Source organism: Paludibaculum fermentans (genome assembly GCF_051172195.1).
GTDB lineage: Bacteria > Acidobacteriota > Terriglobia > Bryobacterales > Bryobacteraceae > Paludibaculum > Paludibaculum fermentans_A.
In genome coordinates this window covers 3,417,785-3,439,846 of the sequence record NZ_JBPJAQ010000001.1, presented here as the reverse complement: position 1 = coordinate 3,439,846, position 22,062 = coordinate 3,417,785, and the positions used below count along the sequence as shown (strand labels likewise).

At 62.8% G+C, this 22,062-nt stretch carries 22 protein-coding genes; 6 read left to right on the top strand and 16 right to left on the bottom strand.

Going from position 1 to position 22,062, the window contains the following annotated elements; translation table 11 throughout:
* Positions 1-41: 41 nt before the first annotated feature.
* The 5 genes from ACR9Y2_RS14025 to ACR9Y2_RS14005 all read right to left on the bottom strand — a co-directional run bounded on the left by ACR9Y2_RS14025 (position 42) and on the right by ACR9Y2_RS14005 (position 4,563).
* Complete coding sequence (locus ACR9Y2_RS14025) at positions 42-779, bottom strand: EF-hand domain-containing protein (RefSeq protein WP_435041959.1); 738 nt, start codon at positions 777-779, stop codon at positions 42-44.
* Between the two features lie 191 nt (positions 780-970).
* Positions 971-1,501, bottom strand: coding sequence for an opioid growth factor receptor-related protein (locus ACR9Y2_RS14020; RefSeq protein ID WP_435041958.1), 531 nt, complete (start codon positions 1,499-1,501; stop codon positions 971-973).
* A 23-nt stretch (positions 1,502-1,524) separates the two neighbouring features.
* The gene (locus ACR9Y2_RS14015) at positions 1,525-2,025 is read right to left on the bottom strand and encodes a DUF3224 domain-containing protein (protein WP_435041956.1); all 501 of its coding nucleotides are present in this window, start codon (positions 2,023-2,025) and stop codon (positions 1,525-1,527) included.
* A 32-nt stretch (positions 2,026-2,057) separates the two neighbouring features.
* Positions 2,058-3,332, bottom strand: coding sequence for an MFS transporter (locus ACR9Y2_RS14010; RefSeq protein ID WP_435044865.1), 1,275 nt, complete (start codon positions 3,330-3,332; stop codon positions 2,058-2,060).
* Between the two features lie 106 nt (positions 3,333-3,438).
* On the bottom strand, positions 3,439-4,563 hold the full coding sequence (locus ACR9Y2_RS14005; RefSeq protein ID WP_435041955.1) for a substrate-binding domain-containing protein: 1,125 nt from the start codon (positions 4,561-4,563) through the stop codon (positions 3,439-3,441).
* A gap of 415 nt (positions 4,564-4,978) precedes the next feature.
* On the opposite strand from ACR9Y2_RS14005, the gene ACR9Y2_RS14000 reads away from it, so the two are divergent.
* Positions 4,979-5,764, top strand: a complete 786-nt coding sequence (locus ACR9Y2_RS14000; protein ID WP_435041954.1) for a 6-phosphogluconolactonase — start codon at positions 4,979-4,981, stop codon at positions 5,762-5,764.
* 56 nt (positions 5,765-5,820) lie between these two features.
* On the opposite strand, the gene ACR9Y2_RS13995 is transcribed toward ACR9Y2_RS14000, so the two are convergent.
* On the bottom strand, positions 5,821-6,807 hold the full coding sequence (locus ACR9Y2_RS13995) for a hypothetical protein (RefSeq protein WP_435041952.1): 987 nt from the start codon (positions 6,805-6,807) through the stop codon (positions 5,821-5,823).
* A gap of 128 nt (positions 6,808-6,935) precedes the next feature.
* Here ACR9Y2_RS13995 and ACR9Y2_RS13990 point away from each other — a divergent pair, with 128 nt between their 5' ends.
* Positions 6,936-7,367, top strand: coding sequence for a Panacea domain-containing protein (locus ACR9Y2_RS13990; protein WP_435044864.1), 432 nt, complete (start codon positions 6,936-6,938; stop codon positions 7,365-7,367).
* A gap of 509 nt (positions 7,368-7,876) precedes the next feature.
* Here the strand turns inward: ACR9Y2_RS13990 and ACR9Y2_RS13985 are convergent.
* From ACR9Y2_RS13985 to ACR9Y2_RS13970, 4 genes are all read right to left on the bottom strand, one after another.
* Positions 7,877-8,650: a GNAT family N-acetyltransferase gene (locus ACR9Y2_RS13985; protein ID WP_435041951.1), complete on the bottom strand. Its 774-nt coding sequence runs from the start codon at positions 8,648-8,650 to the stop codon at positions 7,877-7,879.
* 66 nt (positions 8,651-8,716) lie between these two features.
* Complete coding sequence (locus ACR9Y2_RS13980) at positions 8,717-9,565, bottom strand: PEP-CTERM sorting domain-containing protein (RefSeq protein ID WP_435041950.1); 849 nt, start codon at positions 9,563-9,565, stop codon at positions 8,717-8,719.
* A 116-nt stretch (positions 9,566-9,681) separates the two neighbouring features.
* Positions 9,682-10,251, bottom strand: coding sequence for a cupin domain-containing protein (locus ACR9Y2_RS13975; protein WP_435041948.1), 570 nt, complete (start codon positions 10,249-10,251; stop codon positions 9,682-9,684).
* Between the two features lie 2 nt (positions 10,252-10,253).
* Positions 10,254-10,889, bottom strand: a complete 636-nt coding sequence (locus ACR9Y2_RS13970) for a sigma-70 family RNA polymerase sigma factor (protein WP_435041947.1) — start codon at positions 10,887-10,889, stop codon at positions 10,254-10,256.
* A gap of 131 nt (positions 10,890-11,020) precedes the next feature.
* Between ACR9Y2_RS13970 and ACR9Y2_RS13965 the strand changes: the two genes are divergently transcribed.
* On the top strand, positions 11,021-11,581 hold the full coding sequence (locus ACR9Y2_RS13965) for an NADH-quinone oxidoreductase subunit B (protein ID WP_435041946.1): 561 nt from the start codon (positions 11,021-11,023) through the stop codon (positions 11,579-11,581).
* The gene (gene pgeF / locus ACR9Y2_RS13960; RefSeq protein ID WP_435041945.1) at positions 11,578-12,243 is read left to right on the top strand and encodes a peptidoglycan editing factor PgeF; all 666 of its coding nucleotides are present in this window, start codon (positions 11,578-11,580) and stop codon (positions 12,241-12,243) included. Before ACR9Y2_RS13965 ends, pgeF begins: the two co-directional genes overlap by 4 nt.
* 75 nt (positions 12,244-12,318) lie before the next feature.
* Here pgeF and ACR9Y2_RS13955 read toward each other — a convergent pair whose 3' ends face one another.
* The 4 genes from ACR9Y2_RS13955 to ACR9Y2_RS13940 form a co-directional block, all read right to left on the bottom strand.
* Positions 12,319-12,696 carry a TraR/DksA family transcriptional regulator gene (locus tag ACR9Y2_RS13955; RefSeq protein WP_435041944.1) on the bottom strand — a complete coding sequence of 126 codons (378 nt, stop codon included), beginning with the start codon at positions 12,694-12,696 and terminating at the stop codon, positions 12,319-12,321.
* Between the two features lie 526 nt (positions 12,697-13,222).
* Positions 13,223-15,067, bottom strand: a complete 1,845-nt coding sequence (locus ACR9Y2_RS13950; RefSeq protein ID WP_435041943.1) for a hypothetical protein — start codon at positions 15,065-15,067, stop codon at positions 13,223-13,225.
* On the bottom strand, positions 15,064-15,588 hold the full coding sequence (locus ACR9Y2_RS13945) for a hypothetical protein (RefSeq protein ID WP_435041942.1): 525 nt from the start codon (positions 15,586-15,588) through the stop codon (positions 15,064-15,066). Before ACR9Y2_RS13945 ends, ACR9Y2_RS13950 begins: the two co-directional genes overlap by 4 nt.
* A complete protein-coding gene (locus ACR9Y2_RS13940) occupies positions 15,576-17,546 on the bottom strand; it encodes a molybdopterin-containing oxidoreductase family protein (protein ID WP_435041941.1) in 1,971 nt (656 codons plus the stop codon). Before ACR9Y2_RS13940 ends, ACR9Y2_RS13945 begins: the two co-directional genes overlap by 13 nt.
* Positions 17,547-17,571: 25 nt before the next feature.
* Between ACR9Y2_RS13940 and ACR9Y2_RS13935 the strand changes: the two genes are divergently transcribed.
* Both ACR9Y2_RS13935 and map read left to right on the top strand, forming a co-directional pair.
* Positions 17,572-18,069 (top strand): hypothetical protein, encoded by a 498-nt coding sequence (locus ACR9Y2_RS13935; RefSeq protein ID WP_435041940.1) that lies wholly within the window; start codon positions 17,572-17,574, stop codon positions 18,067-18,069.
* 19 nt (positions 18,070-18,088) lie between these two features.
* A complete protein-coding gene (map, locus tag ACR9Y2_RS13930; RefSeq protein WP_435041939.1) occupies positions 18,089-18,832 on the top strand; it encodes a type I methionyl aminopeptidase in 744 nt (247 codons plus the stop codon).
* A gap of 221 nt (positions 18,833-19,053) precedes the next feature.
* Here the strand turns inward: map and ACR9Y2_RS13925 are convergent, their stop codons facing one another.
* Together ACR9Y2_RS13925 and ACR9Y2_RS13920 are read right to left on the bottom strand one after the other, a co-directional pair.
* Positions 19,054-20,196: an MBL fold metallo-hydrolase gene (locus ACR9Y2_RS13925; protein WP_435041938.1), complete on the bottom strand. Its 1,143-nt coding sequence runs from the start codon at positions 20,194-20,196 to the stop codon at positions 19,054-19,056.
* Positions 20,197-20,454: 258 nt separating this feature from the next.
* Positions 20,455-22,017 (bottom strand): carboxylesterase/lipase family protein, encoded by a 1,563-nt coding sequence (locus ACR9Y2_RS13920; RefSeq protein ID WP_435041937.1) that lies wholly within the window; start codon positions 22,015-22,017, stop codon positions 20,455-20,457.
* Between the last annotated feature and the right edge of the window lie 45 nt (positions 22,018-22,062).

Below are 22,062 nucleotides of genomic sequence, written 5' to 3'. Positions count from 1 at the left end.
TTCATATGGGTGTTCAACTCTTCGAATTCTGCGCCGGCCGGCTACTGTTGCTGTTCCCGTGGAGGCCGCTGACCGCCGCGTCCGCCAAAGTTCGGACGAACCTCGTCCTCGGTCAACTGCCCGTCGCCATTGCGATCGAGCTTCGCCAGCGCGCCCGTGGCGCCCTTCATCTCCTGCGCGGAGATCGTCCCATCCTGATCCGCATCCAGCGCGCTACTCGCCGGATCCATGCGCTGCATGCGCCGTCCGCCTTCGCCAACTGCCCGCTCGCCGCGCCGCCCGGCCTGCTCCGCCCGTGGAGCCGCCGCAGTCTTCTTCAACTCCTCCGCAGTCAGATACCCGTCCTTGTCCGCATCCGCACGCTCGAACAGGCCTTGCATCCGCTCCGGCAGTTCCGCCTTCGACAACTTCCCATCGCCGTCCTTGTCGAAAGCCATCAGCGTCTTCACCAGCTCATCCGCACTCGGAGCCTGCGTCTCGCCAGGACCGCCACGCCCCTCCGTGCCGCCCGGTCCGCCGCGCGCAAACGCCGGCCGCAGCTCTTCCTGCGTCAATTGGCCGTCGCCGTTCTTGTCCAGCGCCTTCAACGCCGCCGGAGCTGCTTTCAGCTCCGCCGCCGAGATCGTGCCGTCGTGGTCTGCGTCCACCGCGGCCAGAATCGGGCTCATCCGCATAAAGCCGCCCTGGCCGAAACCGGGCCGCGAGCCGCCTTCCCGCTCCTGGCCGCACACCGCGGCCGACACGGCCATCGCAATACAAACAACTCTGCTTATGGTCATTTCGCCTCTTGATTCCTCCGTGCTGGACAGCCGGAGACACCGCTCGCTGACATCCCCTTGGACGGGCTTCCGCTCCGCGGGGGTTACAGACTCGCTCTCCGCGCGCCGCCCGCTGCGCCAAAGTCTCGCCCGGCGGCCCACAGTTTTACACAGCGGCTCGCCAACGTAAGGAGTGTTAAGGAACTCGGCGCTCAGCCGAGCAAGGCGTCCGACCAGAACCGGAACGTGACCGCGCTGATCCCCGGCCGCGCCTTTCCCCGTTCCTCGTCGTACACCATGGTCAGGCAGTAGAAGAACGCCCGCGCCTCGCTCCCCAACCCCAGCAGCGTCAGGCTTTTCAGCATCCGCGTGATCCGCAGGTGATTGTGGTTGCCCGCCGTCACCCACTCGCGCGACCTCTCCGCAAACCGCTCAGTCCGCCGCACTGCACCCTCGTGCCATTCCAGCCCGTAGAAGGCCAGCATCCGCTGCAACGACTCGAACATTTCCGACCGCAGCCCCGCATCGCTCAGAAACGCCGCAATCACCCGCTCGTCCAGCACCGGAGCCTCACAGTTGTACTGGCTCCGCTCCCTCAGCGGGAACATCCATTGGATGTAATCGTGTGTATGCTCCAGCCGCTCATCCGGCCACTGGCGCATCTCCTTCAACCAGCGCCCCGCGTCGTCACTCCCGGTGCCCCGGTAGAAAGCCAGCAGCGATGATTCAGAAGAGGGAGCCATGCCCCGCCTCCACTACCTGCCCACTATGGCAACGTGTACTCGAAGTCGTAAAAATGCTTCCCATCCGGCTCGATCCGCACTGCCATCTTGCCTTTCAGCCCGGCCAGTTCGCCCGTCCCCGAATCCGGTACCACGGTGATCACCAACTGCGCCGCGCCCCGGTCCATCACTCCGCTATGCTGCAGCGAGAAACTCCCCGACTTGCCTTTCAACGTTCCAGTCACCCGCTCCACCGCGACATACCCAGCCGACCCCTGCACCGCCGTCCCCGCCGTCAGCATCTCGCCGCGAGCCGTAGCCGCCAGGTCACCCTCATAGGTTTTGAATATCGCCATCCGCCCCAGCATCGTGCCCTCGGTCTTGTCCTCCAACTGCAGGGGACTGATCTTGGCGCGAAAGGGACCGCTGATCTTGATCGTCACGCTCTTCTCCTTCGCCGCCTGTCCCATCAGCCGGTTGGACACTCCAAGAACCAGGAACAAGGCCAGGAGTCCGACGCCCGCAACACGTGTGAGCTTCTGCATTTCCCGTCCATTATGCACCCAATCTGTACTTCTTAGATCCTCCGGATCACACCCTGCCCGCTCGCCCGCGTGTTCCGCACCAGCACCAACACCAGCACCATCGCCGCCAGCGGAATCACACTCGCCCCAATCAACGCCGGCCGGAATCCCACTTTGTCCGCAATCGACCCCACCGCATACGTCGACAGAATCGTACCCGCGCCCGCTGCCGCGCCGCCCAATCCGCTCACCGACGCCACCGCCCCATCCACGAAGCAGTCCGCCGGAAACGTATTCGCCATCGTCGAAAATGCCGCATACGAGAAGGTCGCCCCACCGAACAAAAGGGCAATCCCCATCAGGCTCGGCGCGAATGCCGCCGGAATCAGCAGCAGCACGCCCAGCGCACCGGGAATCACCACGGCCTTCCGAGCCCGCCCCACCGGCCAGCCCCGATGCACCAGCCAGCTCGACGCCGCCCCGCCCGCGTAGTTCCCCAGGTCCGCCGCCAGAAAGGGCACCCAGAACGCCATCAGGCTCTCTTCCACCCGGTAGCCTCGCCATACCAGGTACAGCGCGAACCAATCCGTAATCAGGTACCACACCGGATCCGTCAACGCCCGGCTCGCGATCGCACCCCAGGTCTGCCGGTACTTCAGCAAGCCCAGCCACGACACCGCCTGCTCCGCAGCCTCACCATCCTGGCTCGACGCCTTGTCCGCCCGCAGCATCGCCAGCTCTTCCGCCCCAATCCCCGGATGCTCCTCCGGATGCTGGTAGTACCTCCGCCAAACCCACAGCCACCCGAACCCCAGCACCCCCGTCACCAGGAACGCCGGCCGCCACCCCCCGAACGCCGTATACAGCCCAATCACCAGCGCCGGAGCCACCGCCGCCCCAATCGACGACCCGCTATCGAAGATCGCCACCGCCAGCGCCTTCTCTTTCCGCGGGAACCACTCCGACACCGCCTTCGTCGCACCCGGCCAGTTCGCTGATTCGCCCAACCCCAGCAGGAACCTCATCACCGCGAAGCTCTTCAACCCCGTCACCATCGCGGTCGCCATCGCAATCGCCGAATACCAGGCCACCGCCACCGTCAGCCCGCGCCTCGTCCCCAACCGGTCCAGAATGCGCCCGCACCCCGCCTGCCCAACGGTGTACGCCACCCGGAACGCAATGATCAAGAGGGCAAAATCGCTGTTCGTCCAGTGAAACTCGGTTTTCAGGTGCGGAGCCAGCACCGACAACGTCTGCCGGTCCAGATAATTGATCACGGTGGAGGCGAACAGCAGTGCCACCACGCGCCACCGCAGGCCGGACGGCACCGTCAACGCGTCGCTCCGGCCTGCGGCAACTCCTCACCAGCTCGGGTCATGGACTCAACAACTAACATAAGCAAAGGAAAGAAATCAACACAAAATGAAGGCATCTTCAGAGCGACCGCATGACCAGGTCCTCCGGACTCGAGGGCGCCAGCAGCGTGTCATTCGGATAATACGCATCCACATTCTGAGCCGTGATCATCGCATGCTTCACAAACACGGCGCCCGGCACCGGCCGCTTCTCGATGAGATCCAAGGCGATCCGCACCAGCTCCGGCCCATAGCGCTCCGGGAAGAATCCAACTGACCCCACCAGCCGGGTCTCCGCCCGCCGCAGCTCCGCCCGAGCCTCCGGCTCCGCATTCTGTCCGGCCACATAACAATCCCGTCCCAGCCCCGACTCTTCAAACGCCCGCAACGCCCCCAAGGCGCTGGCATCGTTGATTGCCCCCACCAGGCACCGGCCCGAACGGTTGCGCCGCAAATGCCGCCGCACCACGTCCAGGCTCGCCCCAAATTCCCCCTTCCCGTCCAGATGCACAAATCGCTCCTGTGCAAACTCAGGCAGCACCTCGCGCAAGCCCTTCTGCAACCCCGTCATGCTCGAATGCGGCAGCGGACCACCGGCTGCCATTTCCAGCAGTAGAACCTGGTCCGCAGCCCCGCGCCACGCCTGCCTGGCCCGCTGCCCCAGCGTGAACCCGCACAGCCGCCCTGCCTCGAAGTTGTTGCCGCCATAATAGACTGCGCCGGGATGCGGAATCTCGACGGCGATCAGCGGGATCCGCGCTTCCAGGAACTTCGCCGAGATCCGGGCCGCCACCCGTTCGTGGACCTGGAATTCCACCGCCACATCCACCTGCTCACGCACCAGCCGCTCCGCATTGCGCAGCGCCACCGTGGCACTCCCGCGATTGTCCAGAAGCACCAGGTCCAACCCGCGTTCGGCCGCCGCAGCCTGCAAACTGGCCCCAACGGCCCGCGAAAACGCGGATTCGACGCTCCTCCCGGCAAACCCGATCCGGTACCGGCTCTTCCCCTGCAGCGCGACCAGCGATCGGTACTGCTCCGCCCCCACCCGCTCGACGGCGCCCACCTGTTCCAAGGTCTGCAGCAGCCGGAAAGCGGTGGTCTTGTGCAAACCAGTCCGCGAGCAGAGGTCCCGCAGCCGCAGCACTTCCCCCTCAAACCGCGAAGCCTTCAGCAGCGAGAAAGCCCGAACCACGGCCTGCACGGAATATGGCCCATCACCTGCTTGTTTCACAGTATGAAACAGCGTACAACAATGCGGCGGGGACGTTCTTCCCCTGTCCCAAGACCCAAACTACCGGGCATTCCAGATGAAGCCGCAGGTGGACAGGGCGAGAACGTCCCCCACCCGTACTGCTCCCCTCAGCCGCGGCCCGCGGCCCGTTGGGGACGCTCTTCCTCTGTCCTGAGACGCAAACTGAGCCGACCCCGACGCAATCCCCAGGTGGACAGAGCGAGAACGTCCCCCACCGCCGCGCCCTGCGGGGACCGCCATCCAACCCCTCAAGCCTGGCCATTTGTTTCACACTACGAAACAATCAGGAACCTCCAACAAAACCCTGGCCCGCCACCCCTGTCTCCGCCAAACTCAATCCAGTCGCATCGAAAACCACCCCGTCATGCAAACCACACAGAACAAATCCTTCGAAGTCGGCCCCCTCCAGGTCACCATCTACGACGACAAACAGCAGTTGGGGACGGCGGCAGCCCGTTACGGCGCACACCTCCTCCAGGACGCCATCCGCGAGCGCGGCCGGGCCCGCATCATCCTCTCGGCCGCCAATTCACAATTTGAGGTAATCGACGCTCTCACCGCCGCACCGGGACTCGATTGGTCCGCTGTGGAAGTCTTCCATGTCGACGAATGGATCGGCGTGCCCGACACACACTCCGCCAGCTTTCGACGCTGGGTCCGCGAGCGCGTCGCGCGCCGCGTCCGGCCCGGCATCGTCCACTACCTGGCGGGCGACGCGGCCAACCTGGAAGCCGAAGCAGCCCGCTATGCGGCGTTGCTGGCCGCAGCCCCCATCGACGTCTCGTTCCTGGGCTTCGGAGAAAACGGCCACATCGGCTTCAACGATCCGCACGAGGCCGATCTGAACGACCCCCAACCGGTGCGCATCGTCACCCTGGATGAACGCTGCCGCCGGCAGCAGGTAGGCGAAGGCCACTTTCCAGACCTGGAAACCGTCCCGGCCTTCGGCTTCACACTCACCTGCCCGACGCTTCTCTCAGCCGCGCACATCCTCTGCTGCGTCCCGGATCTCCGCAAAGCCGAGGCGGTTCAGAATGCCCTGGAAGGACCCATTTCCTCCGCCTGCCCAGGCTCCTTCCTCAGGCTCCATACGCAGGCACACCTCTACCTCGACCCTGACTCGGCATCCGATCTCAAACTGAATAGCTGAAAGCTGAGAGCTGACGGCTGAAAGCGCGCTTCGATGCGCACTGCGCGTCGAAGCGCCTACCTCGCAGCGGCTGCTGAAACGACCCGCTCCGCGATATCCCGCAACTGGGTCCAGTGCAAACTCGATCCCAGTTCGCTATCCGACCCCGCCGCCAGGTTCGACCCGCCCCAGATCTTCACGTCCTGCCGGTCTTCCGCCGCCTGGAATGCATTGATCAGCTCGATTACCGGGAAGGTGTCCTCGTCGTAGGGGGAACCGCGGATCACGCTATACGTAAATCGCCCGCTGGGCCGCTGGCAGATCACACTGATCAGGTTCCGGTGCCCTTCGGCCGCCAGCACCAGCCGCGAATGTGGATCGCCCTTCTCGGCGGCAATGACGAAATCGTGCCCCGACCGGTACAGAATGTCCGGCCGCGCCGTGATCGGCGAAGTGCCCGCCCGGCCCTCAATCAGGGCCAACAGCCGGTCGCACACCGCCCGGATCGTCTTCGTCACCAGTTCCGCGTCGCCCTGTTCCTTGCCCCGGCTCCGCTGCTCCATATACGGCTCGAACACCCACGTGAAGTGATTCTTCACTAGTTCGTCCAGCCTTACCGGGTACAGCCCGCCGCACACGTCGATCTTGTTGTTGTATTGGACGATCCAGCGCAACAGCGGAGTCCCCTCCACACGCTCCAGCATGTAGTGGTACTCCAGGACAAACGCCGAAAGACAGACGTCCTGATCGGCATTCCAGACATACACCGGGATCGGTTGTTTGTGCCGCAGCCACCGCTCCATGATCCGGCCCTGCCGGACAGCGATGTACACCTGCATCGCCGCACTCATCGTCACTTCGCGGATCACGCCGCAGTGATGATCAAAATGCGCGTAGTGTCCCTGGTGGCCCGGCGTGTCGTCCATCACTTCCAGCCCGATGGAGTACTCCGGCGCGTTGGTGGTGAAGTCGGCCCAGTTCTGAAAACGCCGTTCCGGGACGCGAATCTCAATATTCTCGAAAAGACCAGCCATGATACCGGCCAAACCAGGGCCGGTCTTCATTGTGGTCATCCCAGCCCAGGCTTTGCAACCAAACAGGGCTTAACCCGGCCCAGCGCCCGGAATCTGAGATGGTCAAGCTACTTGTGATTTGTGCCGATATAATGTAGGTGAATCGAGGTGATCAGTCGATGCTGAGTTGTCATGACATCGCTGACTTCTTTCTTAGCCAGGTTGATCCGGAAGCTGGGGAGTTGATGTCGAACCTGAAGCTCCAAAAGCTTGTGTACTACGCTCAGGGCCTCCATCTCGCGATCACAGGCATTCCTCTGTTCAACGAACCGATCGAAGCCTGGGCGCACGGCCCAGTGGTTCCGGAATTATACAGGCGCTTCAAGTCCTATGGAGCGGGAGCAATCACCGAATCACCGGAGGTTGATTTGGAGAAGTTCTCTGATCAGACGATCGAGCTCCTCCTGGAGGTCTATCAGGTCTACGGTCAGTTCAGCGCGTTCAAACTCCGCAACATGACTCACGAAGAACCGCCGTGGCTGAACACGCCCAGCGGCGAGGTCATTGCGCAGGCGGCCATGGCAGAGTTTTTCAAGACGCGCATTGCCTAAGCTACGACAGCCGAAATCAAATTCGAGCAAGTTGCTTCTTGGCCCGTCGACCGCACCAGCAGTGGACTTTCAGCGGCTGCCCCCAGCTTTCTGCTTCCGCTACCTGGCAAACGGATACGGCATTTGCGAGTGTAATACGGAGCAGAAATGTTCCCTGGTGGACACCCTTTGGCAGCTGGCCCAGCGAACTTGGCTGGACCTTACGTTGGCACCCAAGCACGGTAGTGGTTGCGAGAAAATCGCCAAAATCGTCGTCCCCATCCCTCGCCACATCACTGACGACGTCACGTTCCTGGCGTTTCGGTTTCATGGGAAATGCCCGATGGTCGGCTACCGCGATGGACGCATATTTCATGTGGTCTGGATAGACCGAAATCACGAGGTCTACTGAGAACGGACCTGGCGCGTCCACTGAGCCGAGCTGAAGGAGCGGGCGCCGTGAGGAGTTCCAACCGGAGCTTCGGCCGCATTGCAGTCTCGTTGCGGGAGACGCAGGTGTGAGCGGATGTTCATGCGTGAATCCAGCTCGTCCGCACATAAACCCGCTCAAACCCGCACCGCAGGTAGTTCTTCTCCGACTGGCTGCGCTCCGCCACCTCCGCCACGGCCCAGCGGAAACCAGCCTTCATCGCCAGTCTCAGCCGTTCGCGGATCAACGCCGTCTGCACGCCCTTCCCTCGCGCCTCGGGTAGTGTGCCATCATTCCCCAACACCGCGATCTCGCCCGCCGGAGCCATCTGCGCGCAGCCCATCACGCTTCCGTCCGCATCCGCCACGCCCAGCTTCACGGAACCCGGCAGCCGCCAGGCCACCTGAGCCAACAGCGGACAGATCGCCTCGGCCGGCAATTCAAAGGCTGCCTGGAAGACCCGGGCCCAGTCGTCCTGCATGAGTTCGATCGGTGTATGGCCCGGCGCTTCGACTCCACACGGCAACTTAGCGGCTACCACTACTTCAGTTCCGGCCACTGTGTACCCGCGCCTTTTCAGCCGCTCCACGGAGTCGTCCGTCAGCCACGGAGCACACTCAAATACCACCTGCCTGGCATGGTTCCGCCGGAAAAACAGCTCAGCCGCCTCGATCTCGCTCTCCTGGAGGTCGGGCCCCGCGCCCTTCACCGTCGTCAACGGTGAATCCGGTCCTGTGTAAGCGGCCAACCCGCCCGCGCAGGGCATCGCCGCCGCGGCCGACTTCGGCGCCCACAACTGGAATGCCTGCACGTAGTCCATCAGGTTCCGTGCGGCCCCCATTTCGATGATCTGAATCAGTCTCGACGTTTCCACGTCCGAGCAGTCTACCACCCCCGCCGCCGGAATTCCCGGGCCTCGCAACGCCGCGCCGGGCTTGCGTTACTTTCTGCGGCGGAGAGCGATCAGCACCAATCCGGAAAGGACCATGCCCATCGAAGCCGGCTCGGGCGTAGCCGTCATCGGACCCGTCGTAAACGAGCCTAACGTCCGGAGATCAAAGCCGTAGGTCGGTGGGAAGTCGGTCGTCCCCGAGGTGGTGGTGCCAATCATCCGGTTGGAGAAGACCAGGTTGAACGTGTAGGCGGTGTTCCCTGCCAGCGTGTTCGCCGCCAGGAAGGTCGAGGCGGTCGCGCCTGGGAGGAAACCGGCATCGTATACGATTGCATTGTCCGAATCCCGCGTAATGGTGAAGAACACGTAGGAATAGGCATCGGGCACCTTGGGGTCGTTGGTGGGGTTCAGCCCTCCCGTGAAGGCGTCCCAGTTCACCAGCAGGCCTAATGCGGGATTCATGTTCGCCAGCGAACTGAAATTGGTGAGATAAGGCGTCGAAGTCCCATAGGCGTTGGCGGGCCGCGTCACTGTCACATTCGACGGGGCATTGGGATTGCCGCCAGGCCCGGCGCTGTCATAGGCGTAGACGCCCGGTGCGTACGCTGCGTCCATCGCCGCCAGATCCGCAAATGATGTAGACCCAAAGTAGAACGTGGTGGAGCTCGACACCGGCATGTTGGTGGCGATTCCGCCCGGAGGCGTAAACGTGGCGCTGGTGAAGTCACCAGCCTGAAAATACACATGCGTACCGAGGAACGCGCCGGTCGCTGCAGCGGATCCGTCACTCGTCTGCGTAAATACCTGGGTCCCGAAAAGGTCGATGAAGCTGACCGGGGCTGCGGATAGACCCATCACACTGATCGTGCAGGCCACAATGGAACTCAAAACCCTCATGTATCCTCCTCCCGAAGGCGCAAGTGCGCGCTTGATCGTATCACCAATATGTACAAATTCATCAAGTAATCGGTGATTTGCGCGCCGTTTCCATCGGAAGACAGGCCACCCATCGCTCAGGCCAGCAGTTCATCCTTCATCGAGGAGACCAACAGCAACAGACACCCGCTCACTGTCGAGATCCGCCCGTGATCGCTGCCTGCGTCATTCCGGCTGTAGTCACCAGCCTTCATTACGACGCCACCCTGCCGCACATCGCCTTCCAACACCAGGCACTGCTCTACGGCCGTGTGATGATGCGCAGGGTAAGATGCACCAGGCTCCAGCCGCAGGAGGTTCGTCGCCATCGACGTCTCGCGATCAAAGTAGAGCGTCTTGCTGCTGACTCCGGGAAACGGGGTGGGGCGCCAACGCCCCTCACCCTCCCTTACAACATGCATACCCGGTTCGGGCTCGGCTATCTTCTCCAGCACCCGCGCCCGCAGGCCGGGCGGCGGAGCAACTTCCTCCGCTGCCAGGGGTAGGCGGCTCGCCGTAACTGAGAACGCATCCACTTCCCGCCGGCAGAGGTCACAGCCTTCCGCCAGATGCTTCGTGAACGCCACGGCTTCCTCTTCCGTCATCAGGCCCAGGCTGTAAAGGGCCGCCGCCGCTCTGAGCTCTTCCGTCAATTCCAAGTGCGGCATGGTTATCCCCTCTGCTCCAAAATACTTTCCCTGAGGCACATCATGCCCAGCCGGACCCTCGTCTTGACTGTGCCCAGGGGCAAATCCAGGCGCTCCGCCATCTCGCTCTGGGAGAGCCCCTGAAAATAGGCGAGTTCAATCACTTGCCGCTGCTCGGCGGGCAGCGCTTTCAGGGCCGCCGCGATCACCTTCCGGTCCTCGCCCATCGACACCAGGCGCTCGGGAGAGGGCGCCTCCGAGACGCTCTCTTCCAGCGCCGGACCCGCCTCGCGCTGCTGCCGCGCCCCATGCGACCTATAGCGGTCCAGGGCCCTGCTGCGCCCCATCGTCGCCAGCCAGGCAGTCACCCCGCCGCGCGCCGAATCAAATCGACTCGCATGCCGCCAGGCCTGTACGTACACGTCCAGGGTGACCTCTTCGGCGTCCGCCGGATTCCCCAGAATCCGCAGCACCAACGAATAGATCAGCCCCGAAGTGGCGTCGTACAGCCGCGCAAAGGCATCCCTGTCCCCTTCAGCTGCCTGTCGCAGCCATTCCCGCCACACCAGCTCCCGCTGTTGGGCTGGACCAGTTCCCACTGCAAATGCTGGACTCACATCCGTCTCTACGGGTTCAGGCGGCCATTCGGATTCATCCATGTACCCCTCCATGTAGGAATGAGTAGATTTTCACATGAAAGATCGTTAGCCCACGGGACATCCTTCCGGTAGGCAAAATTGGGTGAATTACCGACCTTCATGTCCTGATACAATGAGGACACGGAGATCGCATGTACCTGGAGAACGTGAATGAGCGCAACTTCATGGTCACCTCGGTCGACTACGTGTTCAATTGGGCGCGTAAGTCGTCGATCTGGCCGCTGACGTTCGGGCTCGCCTGCTGCGCTATTGAGATGATTGCCAGTTCCGCTTCGCGATTCGACATCGCGCGCTATGGCGCCGAGGTCTTTCGGCCCAGCCCCCGGCAGTCCGACCTCATGATCGTTGCCGGCACCGTGACGCTCAAAATGGCGCCGGTTCTCAAACGGATCTACGACCAGATGCCTGATCCTAAATGGGTCATCTCCATGGGCGCTTGCTCCAGCGTCGGCGGGCCTTTCAACACCTACGCTACCTTGCAGGGCGTTGACAAGATCGTGCCCGTCGACGTCTACGTTTCCGGTTGCCCGCCACGGCCTGAAAACCTGTTCTATGCCCTGCTCAAGCTTCAGGACAAGATCGACCAGATGAGCCTCATTCAAAGACCCACTGAGATCCGCCTGGAAGAGACCATGCTCGAGGACTTCAAGAAGCAGGTCATGGTCGCCCAGACCCAGCACCCCGCCGCGTGAGCATCGTTCGAGGTCCCCAAGGCTTTTTCATTTCAACCCTGCTCGCGTCCGAGACGTGGCTCAGCCACGCCTTCGGCACCGCCGCCGTCGCGCCCCCACACGTCTACCTCGTCCTCAAACAGGTCCATTCCAACGTCGTCAAACTCGCCGGCGAGTGCCTGCCTGAAATGGAGGGCGACGGCCTGATCACCAATGAACCAGGGCTCTTCGTCGCCGCCAAAAGCGCCGACTGCGTTCCCTTGCTCCTTGCTGATCCCGTCAATCACGTGGTCGCGGCAGTCCACGCCGGTTGGCGCGGATCGCTCAGTAATATTGCCGGAGCCGCCATCGCCCGCATGACGAACGAATACGGTACCCGGCCGTCCGACTTGTGCGCGGCACTCGGCCCGTCCATCGGTCCCTGCTGCTTCGAAGTTGGTCCGGAGGTCGCTGTCCTATTTCGAGACATATTCTCAGAAAGGGACGATCTCGACCAACGAACCACTGTCGATCTTTGGGAGACCAACTGCCGCCATTTGAGACAGGCAGGCCTTTTACCCGAACGAATAGACACACCTCCCCCTTGTACTTGCTGCGGGGGGGAAGAGTTCTACTCCTGGAGGCGCGACCGCGTGCTCGGCCAGCGCATGTTCGCGGCCATCGGCCGCCTGCCAAACCACTGATTTTCCTCCGGAAGAGACAAAAAGGGCGCGAGCCCCAGGCTCGCGCCCTCCTGTCAGAACCGGAGCGTGGAGTCTTTAAGCGACCATCAACTCTTCGAACATTTCCGTGTTGTCATCCTTCGCACGGTCGGCCAGTTCCTGGCACTCGATGCAGAAGGGCGTCCACGGTACCGCGTTCAAACGCTTAGGGTTGATGTCCTCTTCGCAATGCAGGCAGACGCCGTAATTGCCTTCGTCGATACGACGGAGGGCGGCGCGCACGTTGCGCAGCAAATGCGACTCACGGTCAAGGTTTCGGATGGCTAGCTCACGCTCCGCGGCGTGCTGCACTTCGTCCAATGCGTCCGGGCTCTTTTCGATTGCAATACCTTCCCGGTCACGCACGGCCTGCGAGAGCTCTGCGAGCTTGGTCTCCAAGATCTGCTTGTATTTGTTGAGCTCCGTCTTGGTCATGTCTTATCTCCCAGTCTTCACTTTCCAACTCAATGTCGTCTTCGGCTCTGCTAACAACGGATTAGACGGCGAACTTCCCAAAAAGTTTCAAGATGTGAGCGTCAACTGCTCAACAATCTTTACATAAGCAATCCCTAGCAATAGCTTCCTACTAGGTCTGTCGCCGTTCATCGCAAAATCCAATCTGCTAGGATACCATATCCCAGCAATTCAGATGCCAATTGTCAATCCGGGGAACTCGAGGTGCGAGCCCTTCGGTCGCCGCTCACTGTTGCTTGCCGCCGCTACTTGCCCGGCGGTCTCTTCCGTCCTACCTCTGGAGCCGATTCCAGACTGGACGTCCCTGGCCGGCGCTCGCTTCTACCGCTCGCTTAGAGCGGTCTAGCATACTGCACCTCATCGGCCGTTGCAACAGAAATCATTATGAGCGTATTCGTACAGACGCAATATCCATCAAGATGTTTCAGCAATTCCGCATTCCTCTCAACAAAGGACGAAAATTAATGCTGAAGCGTGAAGGTTGACCTTACCTGGTCCCAATCCGGCCGAAGACAACGCCCAGTTCCCGGCCATCATCCGGTGGTTTCACCGTGCGGGCGGATTCGATCCGGACGACCATTTCCGGACGCCCGGTGAGCGCCGCCGGAAGGTCAAAAGTGTACTCGAATGAATCGTTTGCGGAGGTCACGGTGGCTTCACCCACAGGCTGGCCATCCACCAGAACCCGCAGCTTGAGTGGAGTCTTCAGGTACTCCTTCGGGCAGTAGCCGGCGATGTAAAGTTTCTCACTAGCCCTTTCGGGCCCCGCCACCCGAACTTCGGCGGACTTGCCCATCCAGCGCCACGGAAAATCGCTCGGATACCAGCCTTCGCCGAGGTCTCCCTGGAAGTCGGGCAATCCGACGTTGACCTCCTTGGGACGCAGGGCCAGCCACTCCGGCGGCATCTGCCTGGCATAGCGCCGGGTGATATTCCGCAGGACGTTACCCTCGTATGAGTACACAGCGCCGTGTCCCTTGGACACAACCCGCGCCGTGAAGCCGGGCGAGGCGACAAATTGGGTCAGGTCACCCAACTCCGGGTGCGCCTCGATGAGTTGAATGCCGCCCGGTAAGATGTACACGTCGCTGACACCAAAAAGGTGATACGGCTGGTCATAATACCCGGACCAGAACAAATCGGAGTCGACACCCTGGACAAAGAGCACTTTGTCGGGATGTAGCTCGTGTGCGCGTTCCAATCCTTCGACCAGCGCCCTGACCCTGTGGCCCCGTTCATATCGCCATATCGTGATTTGACGATTTATCGGCAACGCAAAAGTGAGGTGCGCGCCCATCACTCCGACTGCTCCAAGCCGCCACAGCCAGCGGTTCGACTGCCATGCCGATTGCGCCAAAGACCCGAAAATCAGCGCTAACCCTATGGAAGGAATGGCCAGATAGTAATCGGTGAAGTGATCGCGCAGGGACAGGACCGGGGCAATGGACGCCGAAAACCAGAGAAAACCAAGCGCCGGCAGCTTCTCGCCCCGGCGCCAAACCCAGATACCAAACACCGTCAAAATTGCCGCAAGTATCCACGCGTTTACGGTCCAAAACGATTCCGGCAGCCGGTGGAACTTCGACGGGTTGACGCCGGCCGCCAAGGCGGTCCCCCAGTAGCGGAAGTAGGTACTGACGACCGCGAGGTCCCAGTGCTGGGCATAGACACCTTCCTTCGGATTGGCGGCGACCTTAAAGTGGATCAAAGCGTACACGGCACTGACCGAAAAGAGCCACATGGTCCTCTTGAGGCGGTCACGCTGGTACAGCAGGCACCAGGCGGCGGCCAGGGCCGGATAGATGATGTTCAACTCCAGGGCGCCGAAGCCGAGTACAAAGACGACAACCTGCCAGACAAAGTGTCCGCGGATGAGCAACCAGAACGCGAGGAGCAGGAAGAAAGCGCAAAGCACCTCGTTGTATGACGATAACCAGGACACGGGTGTCGCCAGGCCGACATTCGACGCCCAGATGATGGGAGCGACCAAGGCGGCGACTCGTGAGCCGCTGAGGCGCAGGGTGATGGATTGGAGCAGCAGGAGATTGGCGATCTGGGTGAAGGCAACCAGCAGATGGTAAGGGCGGTGGTCGAGGCCAAACCTATCAAAAAAAACGATAAAGAAGAGACGTTCGCTCCACGGACGAAGGGTGCCCTGCGCTCGGGGGACGAACAGCGATTCGAAGAAATCGTGCCAGTTGTGGATGCCGTTGCGCTGGGCGAGCCAGGCAAAGTCGTCCTGCTGGAACCAGGCGCGCAGTCCGTACCAATACACCCAGACAAAGAACAGCGTGGGCAGCGCCCAGAAGAGTCCGGTCTTCAGGCGACTCATTTTGAGACAAACCCAATACGTGAGACAACAAGCCCCAACTCGCGGGAGTCTGCGGCATCCGGGCCGATCGCCTTATCGAGTTCGAACTGGACGATAATGGCGTCCTGCTTGAGGGGCTCGATGGGGACGTCAAACTTCAGGACTTGGTCGCCAGCCTTGTCGATGCGGACGGAGGCCAGCCGGGTGGCGCCGACGATGGGGGTGACGGAGACGCCCAGCATTTTGGCGGCGATGACGTCGGGCAGGGAGCAATGGAGTTCGAGGGTCGCGCCGCGCAGGGCGCCATTCAGCGGCGGGGCGAGGGTGACGGCGAACTTCTTCATGCTCCAGCGCCAGGCGTTCTGTTCGAGGTTGTAGAAGCCGCTGAGGAGTTGGGAGGCGTCACGGGGCTCGGCCACACTGATGGAACTGGCGAGCTCGGACTCCTCTTCTATGGTGGCGGAGGGATTGGGGTGGTGCTTGCGTTTACACCCGGCTGCGAGAACTCCTGCCAGCAGCACAAGAACAGCTATGCGCCGCAACGCCTTACCTCCACTAGACAATTGTAGAAACAGGGTCCGCCGCCAATGTCGGTGAGGCGATCGGAGATAAGGACATTCACGTTAAACCCGTCGGGCGCCTGGCGGGCCCAGCGGACAGACGGAGCCCGCACGACTCCGGGGCGAACGGTGGGGCCGACCTTGGCTTTGAGCCTAACCTTGCCGCGATGGTTGAAGACTTCGACCTCTTCCCCATCCTGGATGCCGCGGGCGGCGGCGTCCTCGGGGTGGAGCTGGAGGACGGCGGTCTGGGCGTCGGTTGCTTTGTGTACGCCGAAGGTCGAATTGAGGCTGTCGTGGTTTTTCGAGCTGACGAGTTCCAGGGGGTAGGGGTGTTCGCGACCGAGGCGGCTTTCGCGCGGCGGCGTGTAGTCGAGCGTGGCGGCGTCCATATCGACGGGCCGTCCGGCCATGGGGAGGTCCGGGATGTTGAGGGAGATGGCGTGCTCCTGCTCGAGACGCTCCAGCGTGATGCCCTGGAGCCGGCTGCTGCCGGAATCCAGCAATTGCCGAATCATGTCGTCACTTGAGTCGGCAAAGCAGGGCTCAGTGAAGCCCATGCGTTGGGCGAGAGCGCGGAAGATCTCGACATTGGGGCGGGCTTCGCCGGGCGGGTCGACAGCGGGCCGGGCGAGTTGGAGGTCGTAATGGCCGTAAGCCATGTAGAGATCGGTATGTTCCAGGAAGGTAGTCGCGGGCAGGACGATGTCGGCCCAGTCGGCGGTGTCGGTTTGAAAGTGATCGAGGACGACCGTAAAGAGATCTTCGCGGCCGAGGCCCTGGCGGACGAGGGCCTGGTTGGGGGCGATGGCTCCGGGGTTGGAATTATAGACGATGAGGGCTTTGACGGGCGGATCGTTGACTTCGGTGAGGGCGCGGCCGAGGACGGACATATTGAGGGTACGCGCGGGGGTGCCGAGATCGGGGCGTTCGAGGGCTTCGCGGTTGATGTCGAAGGCGCCGGAGGTGGTGAGTTGGAGGCCGCCGCCGCGTTCGTCCCAATAGCCGCAGAGGGCGGGCAGGAGGGAGATGGCGCGCACGGCCTTGCCGCCGCGTTCGCTGCGCTGGACTCCGTAATTGAGCCGGATGGCGGCGGGCCGGGTGGTGGCGTATTCGCGAGCCAGGGTTTCGATCTGATCGGCCGGGATGCCGGTGAGTTCGGCGACGCGTTGCGGCGGGAATTCGGCGGCGCGTTGGCGGAGGGAGGCGGTATCGCCCTGGTAGCGGTCGAGGCCGTCGCGGAAGATGACATGCATCAGTCCCAGGGCGAGGGCGAGGTCGCTGCCGGGATAAGGCATGAGGTGCCAGTCGGCGAGGGAGGCGACCTTTGTGACGACGGGATCGATGACGACGAGTTTGGCGCCACGGCGGCGGGCCTCAACGATGAACGGCCAGAGGTGGACGTTGGTGGTGAGGATGTTGGCGCCCCAGGCGATGATGTATTTCGACTCGGCGAACTGCTGGGGTGGGGTGCCCATGCGGATGCCGTAGGCTTCCATGAAGCCGGCGGCCCCTGCGGAGGCGCAGATGGTGCGGTCGAGCCGGGAAGCGCCGAGGCGATGGAAGAAGCGGCGGTCCATGGAGCCGCCCTGGAGGTAGCCCATGGTGCCGGCGTAACTATACGGCAGGATAGACTCAGGGCCGTACTGGGCCGCTAAGGCTTTTAAGTTGGCAACAATCTCATCCAGTGCCTCGTCCCAGGAGATGCGCGTGAACTGACCCTGGCCTTTGGGGCCGGTGCGGCGCAGGGGGTATTGGAGGCGATCCGGGTGATATTGGCGGTCGAGGTAGCGAGCTACCTTGCCGCACAGGAAACCCTGAGTAACGGAATGGTTGGGATTGCCGCGAAGGTGCGTCGCGCGGCCCTGGTCGATGGTGACCAGAATCGAGCAGGCATCGGGGCAGTCGAGAGCGCAGGTCGAGTGCCGGACGTCTTTCACTATATTGATTATAGAGGGTAGCGGTATGCGGAACGCGACAGTGTTGATTTGCCTGTTGGCGGTGAGCGTTTGGGGCCAGGCGCGTAAGCCGGCGTTTGTTGGAGCGCCGGTCGAATCCGGAGTGAAAGGCGGCAGGCCGGCGGCGGGTCCTCCGCGAGTGTACCGGCCGGGCGGTCGATACTGGCAGCCGTACGGGGGCTGGTGGGGCACTGGGTACGATGCTCCGCATGAAGCTGCGCCGTCTCCGGTGGAGCCGGCGAAGGAGAGTCCGGCGCTGATCGTCAACAAGGAATTTGTCCGGGAGAAGCCGGTGCCGCAGTCGACCGTGTTTCCGGACGGCATGCTGCCGGCGCCCAAACGAAATGCTGAGGCGGGGGCGGTGCGGGCACGATGCACCGTGCGGTTTAAGGATGGTGAGACTGTCGAGGGAACTGCCTGCGCGGTGAAGGAAGATACCCTCAGTTTCCTGACGGCCCAAGGCCGGATGACCCGTGTCACGTTGGACCTGGTGGAGAGGTACTGAACTGGGGAGGGCTCTCTGAATGTCGATTCGGTCGCAGGCTGAACTGGACCAACTGCGCGCCATCGGACGGATTGTCCGGATGGCTCTGGACGAAATGGCGAAGGCCGTGAGGCCGGGCATCACCACAGCGGAACTGGATGCGATCTGCGCGGCTGTGCTGGCACGGAATGGGGCGGAAGCGTCGCCGCGGAAAGTTTACGGATTCCCAGGAACGGCTTGCATCAGCGTCAACGACGAGGCGATTCACGGGATTCCGGGGCGACGGACGCTGGCAGAGGGCGATTTGGTGAAGCTGGACGTCACGGCGGAGAAGGATGGCTTCGTGGCCGATGCGGCGGTGACGGTGCCGGTGGGGCGGGTTTCCGCCACGGCCGAAGCGCTGGCACGTTGTGCGGAGAGTGCGTTCCAGCAGGCACTGTCCGTGGCGCGGGCCGGTTACCGGATCTATGAGATTGGACGGACGGTGGAACGGACCGTGCGGAAGTGCGGGTTCAGCGTGATGAAGGAATTTTGCGGGCACGGAGTGGGGCGGACGATCCACGAGGAACCGTGTGTGCCGAATTATTACGACAAGCGGTCCGGGTCCAGGTTGACGCACGGTCTGGTGATTACGATCGAGCCGATTATTTCGGCGGGCGACGGATCGATGCGGATGGATGCGGATGGGTGGACGGTTCGGACACGCGACAGGAGGCTGGCCGCGCACTACGAGCACTCGCTGGTGGTGACGGACGGGGCTCCGATTCTGTTGACTGTGGCTTGAGGGGTGGGGCTCGGTGGCTGGGGGGGTTGCGATGAGGTTGGGGGACGTTCTCGCCCTGTCCGCCTGCAGTTCTTGTTGAGATTACTGACAGTTTGCGTTTTGGGACAGGGGACGAACGTCCCCACTGCCGTTGAGACTTCGAACAGCCTGGGTTTTGGGACAGGGGACGTGAACGTCCCCGGCGGACTGCGATCGCCGCGGACTAGTGCGCCGGTGCCAGTTTAACGAAGAGGCCTTTGGTAGAGGAAGCTTTCGCCCCAGGTCATGACGATGGCCGGATAGCGGATGGGGAAGAGCCGCGTATAGGTTTGGGTGTAGTCTTCGCGGTGGTCGACGGCGTGTCCCATTTCATTCTCATGGCCGGTGATGACGAGGGCGGGATTGATGCCGCGGACCATACGGCCGAGGCCGTTCGCCCAGCAGTTGGGCATCAGGATGTCGACCTTGTGATCGCGGCCAATCTGGGCGATCCAGTCGAAGTCTCCTCCGGCGGCCTCGCTGCCGGATTGATCGCCGGTCTGGACGATGGTGAAGCCCTCGGGTGTGGTGATGAGGCTGATGTTCACGAGGATGCGCGAACCCTGGTGGCCTGGGTACGGCACGACTGTGAGGCTGCGCCCGTTGGCCAGCGGTAGGACTTGGGCGGGTCCGGTGTTGCGGGGCAGATGGGTGACGGCTTTGGCCAGGGTGGGCTCGCTGGGCCAGACGTCTTCGGGCGCGACGACGGGTTTGCGGAGGGCCAGGAAGGCACGGGCGACGGCCTGGTTGGCATGGTCGCCGTGCTGGTGACTGATGAAGAGCGCGTCGGCCTGGGCGGCCAGGCGGTCGATCCATTCCTGGGGCATGGAGAAGCCGGGTTCGCGGGTTCCGGGGACGATGTCGAAGGCGATCGATACGCTGGCGGTGCGGACGAGGAAGCCGTGGTTGTAGAGCTTCCAGATGCGGAGCCCGGTGGTGACGCGGGCGGTTTCGATCTCGCGGAGCGCCGCTTCGAGACGGGCCTTGTAGTATTGCTGGACGATGGGCTTGCGGGGCGCGGATTCGATGTGGAGGACGTCGTCGAGGCGGATCATGGCGGCGCGGCGGACGGGGGTCTCGACGAGGGCTGGCTGGTAGTTGGCCAGGATGAAGTTGACCCAGTCGAGGGAGTTGGCGATCCAGTCGTCGGGTGCGTCTTTGAGTTCGGGCGCCGTGAGGAGACGACGGGCGGAGGAGACGAAGGGCGGTTTGGGGGCGTTATCGGCGACGGATTCGCGGGGATCGGCGGGGTCGAAGGAGAAGGGTTGGGATTGCGCTTGGCCGAGGGGCGCGGCGGCGAAGGCCAGCAGGGCCAGGAGGGCGGGCGGGAATTGGTTTGAGTGCATGGGCGTAGAGTGCCGTGACCAGTTTATGCGTTGCGCGTAAGCCGGGGGTGACGGGGGTGTGGCATTGGGGTGAGTGTATGGCTACGGATCGCGGAACGGCAAGACCCGGCGGCTGGGGAGTTACGGCTGGGGGACGTTCCCGCTCTGTCCACCTTCGGCACTATCAGTGCTGCAGACATCTGCGTTTTGGGACAGAGGATGAACGTCCCCGGCGGCATTGGGACAGCGGACGAATGGCCCTGGCGGCGTCCGCACGGGCTATTTGGCGTGGGCGTCGAGGAACTCGTAACGGGCTCGGGTGGTTTCGGGCTGGGCCTTGGCTTCCACGTCCAGATGCATCACCTGGTTGGCCGTGGGGGTGTAGGCGGGCCACTTGGGGAGGCCGGGGCCGTTCGGGTCGCCGGTTTTGGCGAAGTTGGTCCAGTAGTTCTGGAGGAGTTCCGAGACTTTGCGGTCGTCCGACTGCCAGTCGAACGCCTTGTTGGAGTCGAGGGCTCCGAAGACGTATTCGATCTCCGAGGCGTGGACGGCGCCGTAGGAGCCGGGCTCCATGCCGGGGATGGATTTGCCGGGGAGCGCGGGGCGGACGCGGTCGAACACGTATTGATACACGGGACTGGCGGCGGTTTTAGCGTGGGTGTTGATCCACTTCCAGGTGCCGTAGGCGATGAAGAGGTCGCCGTCGAGGGCTTTGGCGGAGTTGAGGGCATCGGCGTCGCTGGCTGCCGTGTAGACCTTGAGGAACGCGCCGGCATCGTCCTTGTAGCGGTCGCGGGCCTGCTGCTGGAAGCGCTCGGCGGTGAGCTTCTGCTTCGCGTTCCCCATCAGGGCCTGATAGGGCATTTCGTCGGAGTTCCAGCCGGCCATTAGCGGGATATGGGCCTGCTTGCCGGCGGCGTAGATTTCGGCAGCCGAGGTGGGGAAGAAGTAGCCGTCGATGTTGGGGCCGAACCCACCGCGACTGTTCTTCGTGGCGTCCAACAGTTTATCGGCGGGGATAGCCCGGAGGGCGGCGAGATTATCGGCTTTTTGGTCGGCGGCAAATTTGACGCCGGCCTGCTCGGATTCCGCGAGGTTGCGGGCGCTGAGGGTGGCGCCGAAGAACGCTCCGCTTTCGCCGATGGCGCGGGTCATGAGGTCGCGAGAGAGGGGTGACGACATGAGGGCGCTGACGGAGAACGATCCGGCGGATTCGCCGAAGATGGTGATGTTGTTGGGGTCGCCGCCGAAGGCTTTGATGTTGTGTTTGACCCAGCGCAGGGCTTCGGCCTGGTCCATGAGGCCGTAGTTACCGGAGGCGTTGTGGCCGGACTCCTTCGTGAGTTCCGGGTGGGCGAAGAAGCCGAAGATGCCCATGCGGTAGTTCACGCTGACGACGATGACGCCTTTGGCGGCGAGGACTTCGCCGTCCTGGCGGGGCTCAGAGGAGCCTCCGGCCTGGAAGCCGCCGCCGTGGACCCAGAACATGACCGGCAGCTTTTCCTTCGCTGATTTGGCGGGGGTCCAGATGTTGAGGGTGAGGCAGTCTTCACTGGGACCGGGGTCGCGGAAGATCATGTCGTCGTAGATGTGGGCCTGCATGCAGCGGGCTCCGAAGGCGGTGGCGGGGCGGACGCCTTTCCACTTCGGCATGGGCTGGGGCGCTTTCCAGCGGAGGTCGCCGACGGGTGGGGCGGCGAAGGGGACACCCTTGAAAGTGCGGATGGCGGAGTTGGTTCCGGGGGCGCCTTCGAGTGTGCCGGAGGCGGTGCGGACGCGGTCGGCGGCGGTCATAGGGAGGAACGCCATGGGCAGGAGTGTGAGTAGGGCGGTGATGCGCATGTTGATGAACCAGGGTTTGAGGCCCGAGGACAGTTTATGACATGC

Bases quoted from the DNA above. Each gene is read 5' to 3' on its own strand.
- ACR9Y2_RS14025 (WP_435041959.1), bottom strand. From the start codon at position 779: ATGACCATAAGCAGAGTTGTTTGTATTGCGATGGCCGTGTCGGCCGCG.
- ACR9Y2_RS14020 (WP_435041958.1), bottom strand. From the start codon at position 1,501: ATGGCTCCCTCTTCTGAATCATCGCTGCTGGCTTTCTACCGGGGCACC.
- ACR9Y2_RS14015 (WP_435041956.1), bottom strand. From the start codon at position 2,025: ATGCAGAAGCTCACACGTGTTGCGGGCGTCGGACTCCTGGCCTTGTTC.
- ACR9Y2_RS14000 (WP_435041954.1), top strand. From the start codon at position 4,979: ATGCAAACCACACAGAACAAATCCTTCGAAGTCGGCCCCCTCCAGGTC.
- ACR9Y2_RS13995 (WP_435041952.1), bottom strand. From the start codon at position 6,807: ATGAAGACCGGCCCTGGTTTGGCCGGTATCATGGCTGGTCTTTTCGAG.
- ACR9Y2_RS13990 (WP_435044864.1), top strand. From the start codon at position 6,936: ATGCTGAGTTGTCATGACATCGCTGACTTCTTTCTTAGCCAGGTTGAT.
- ACR9Y2_RS13980 (WP_435041950.1), bottom strand. From the start codon at position 9,565: ATGAGGGTTTTGAGTTCCATTGTGGCCTGCACGATCAGTGTGATGGGT.
- ACR9Y2_RS13975 (WP_435041948.1), bottom strand. From the start codon at position 10,251: ATGCCGCACTTGGAATTGACGGAAGAGCTCAGAGCGGCGGCGGCCCTT.
- ACR9Y2_RS13970 (WP_435041947.1), bottom strand. From the start codon at position 10,889: ATGGATGAATCCGAATGGCCGCCTGAACCCGTAGAGACGGATGTGAGT.
- ACR9Y2_RS13965 (WP_435041946.1), top strand. From the start codon at position 11,021: ATGTACCTGGAGAACGTGAATGAGCGCAACTTCATGGTCACCTCGGTC.
- ACR9Y2_RS13955 (WP_435041944.1), bottom strand. From the start codon at position 12,696: ATGACCAAGACGGAGCTCAACAAATACAAGCAGATCTTGGAGACCAAG.
- ACR9Y2_RS13950 (WP_435041943.1), bottom strand. From the start codon at position 15,067: ATGAGTCGCCTGAAGACCGGACTCTTCTGGGCGCTGCCCACGCTGTTC.
- ACR9Y2_RS13935 (WP_435041940.1), top strand. From the start codon at position 17,572: ATGCGGAACGCGACAGTGTTGATTTGCCTGTTGGCGGTGAGCGTTTGG.
- map (WP_435041939.1), top strand. From the start codon at position 18,089: ATGTCGATTCGGTCGCAGGCTGAACTGGACCAACTGCGCGCCATCGGA.
- ACR9Y2_RS13925 (WP_435041938.1), bottom strand. From the start codon at position 20,196: ATGCACTCAAACCAATTCCCGCCCGCCCTCCTGGCCCTGCTGGCCTTC.
- ACR9Y2_RS13920 (WP_435041937.1), bottom strand. From the start codon at position 22,017: ATGCGCATCACCGCCCTACTCACACTCCTGCCCATGGCGTTCCTCCCT.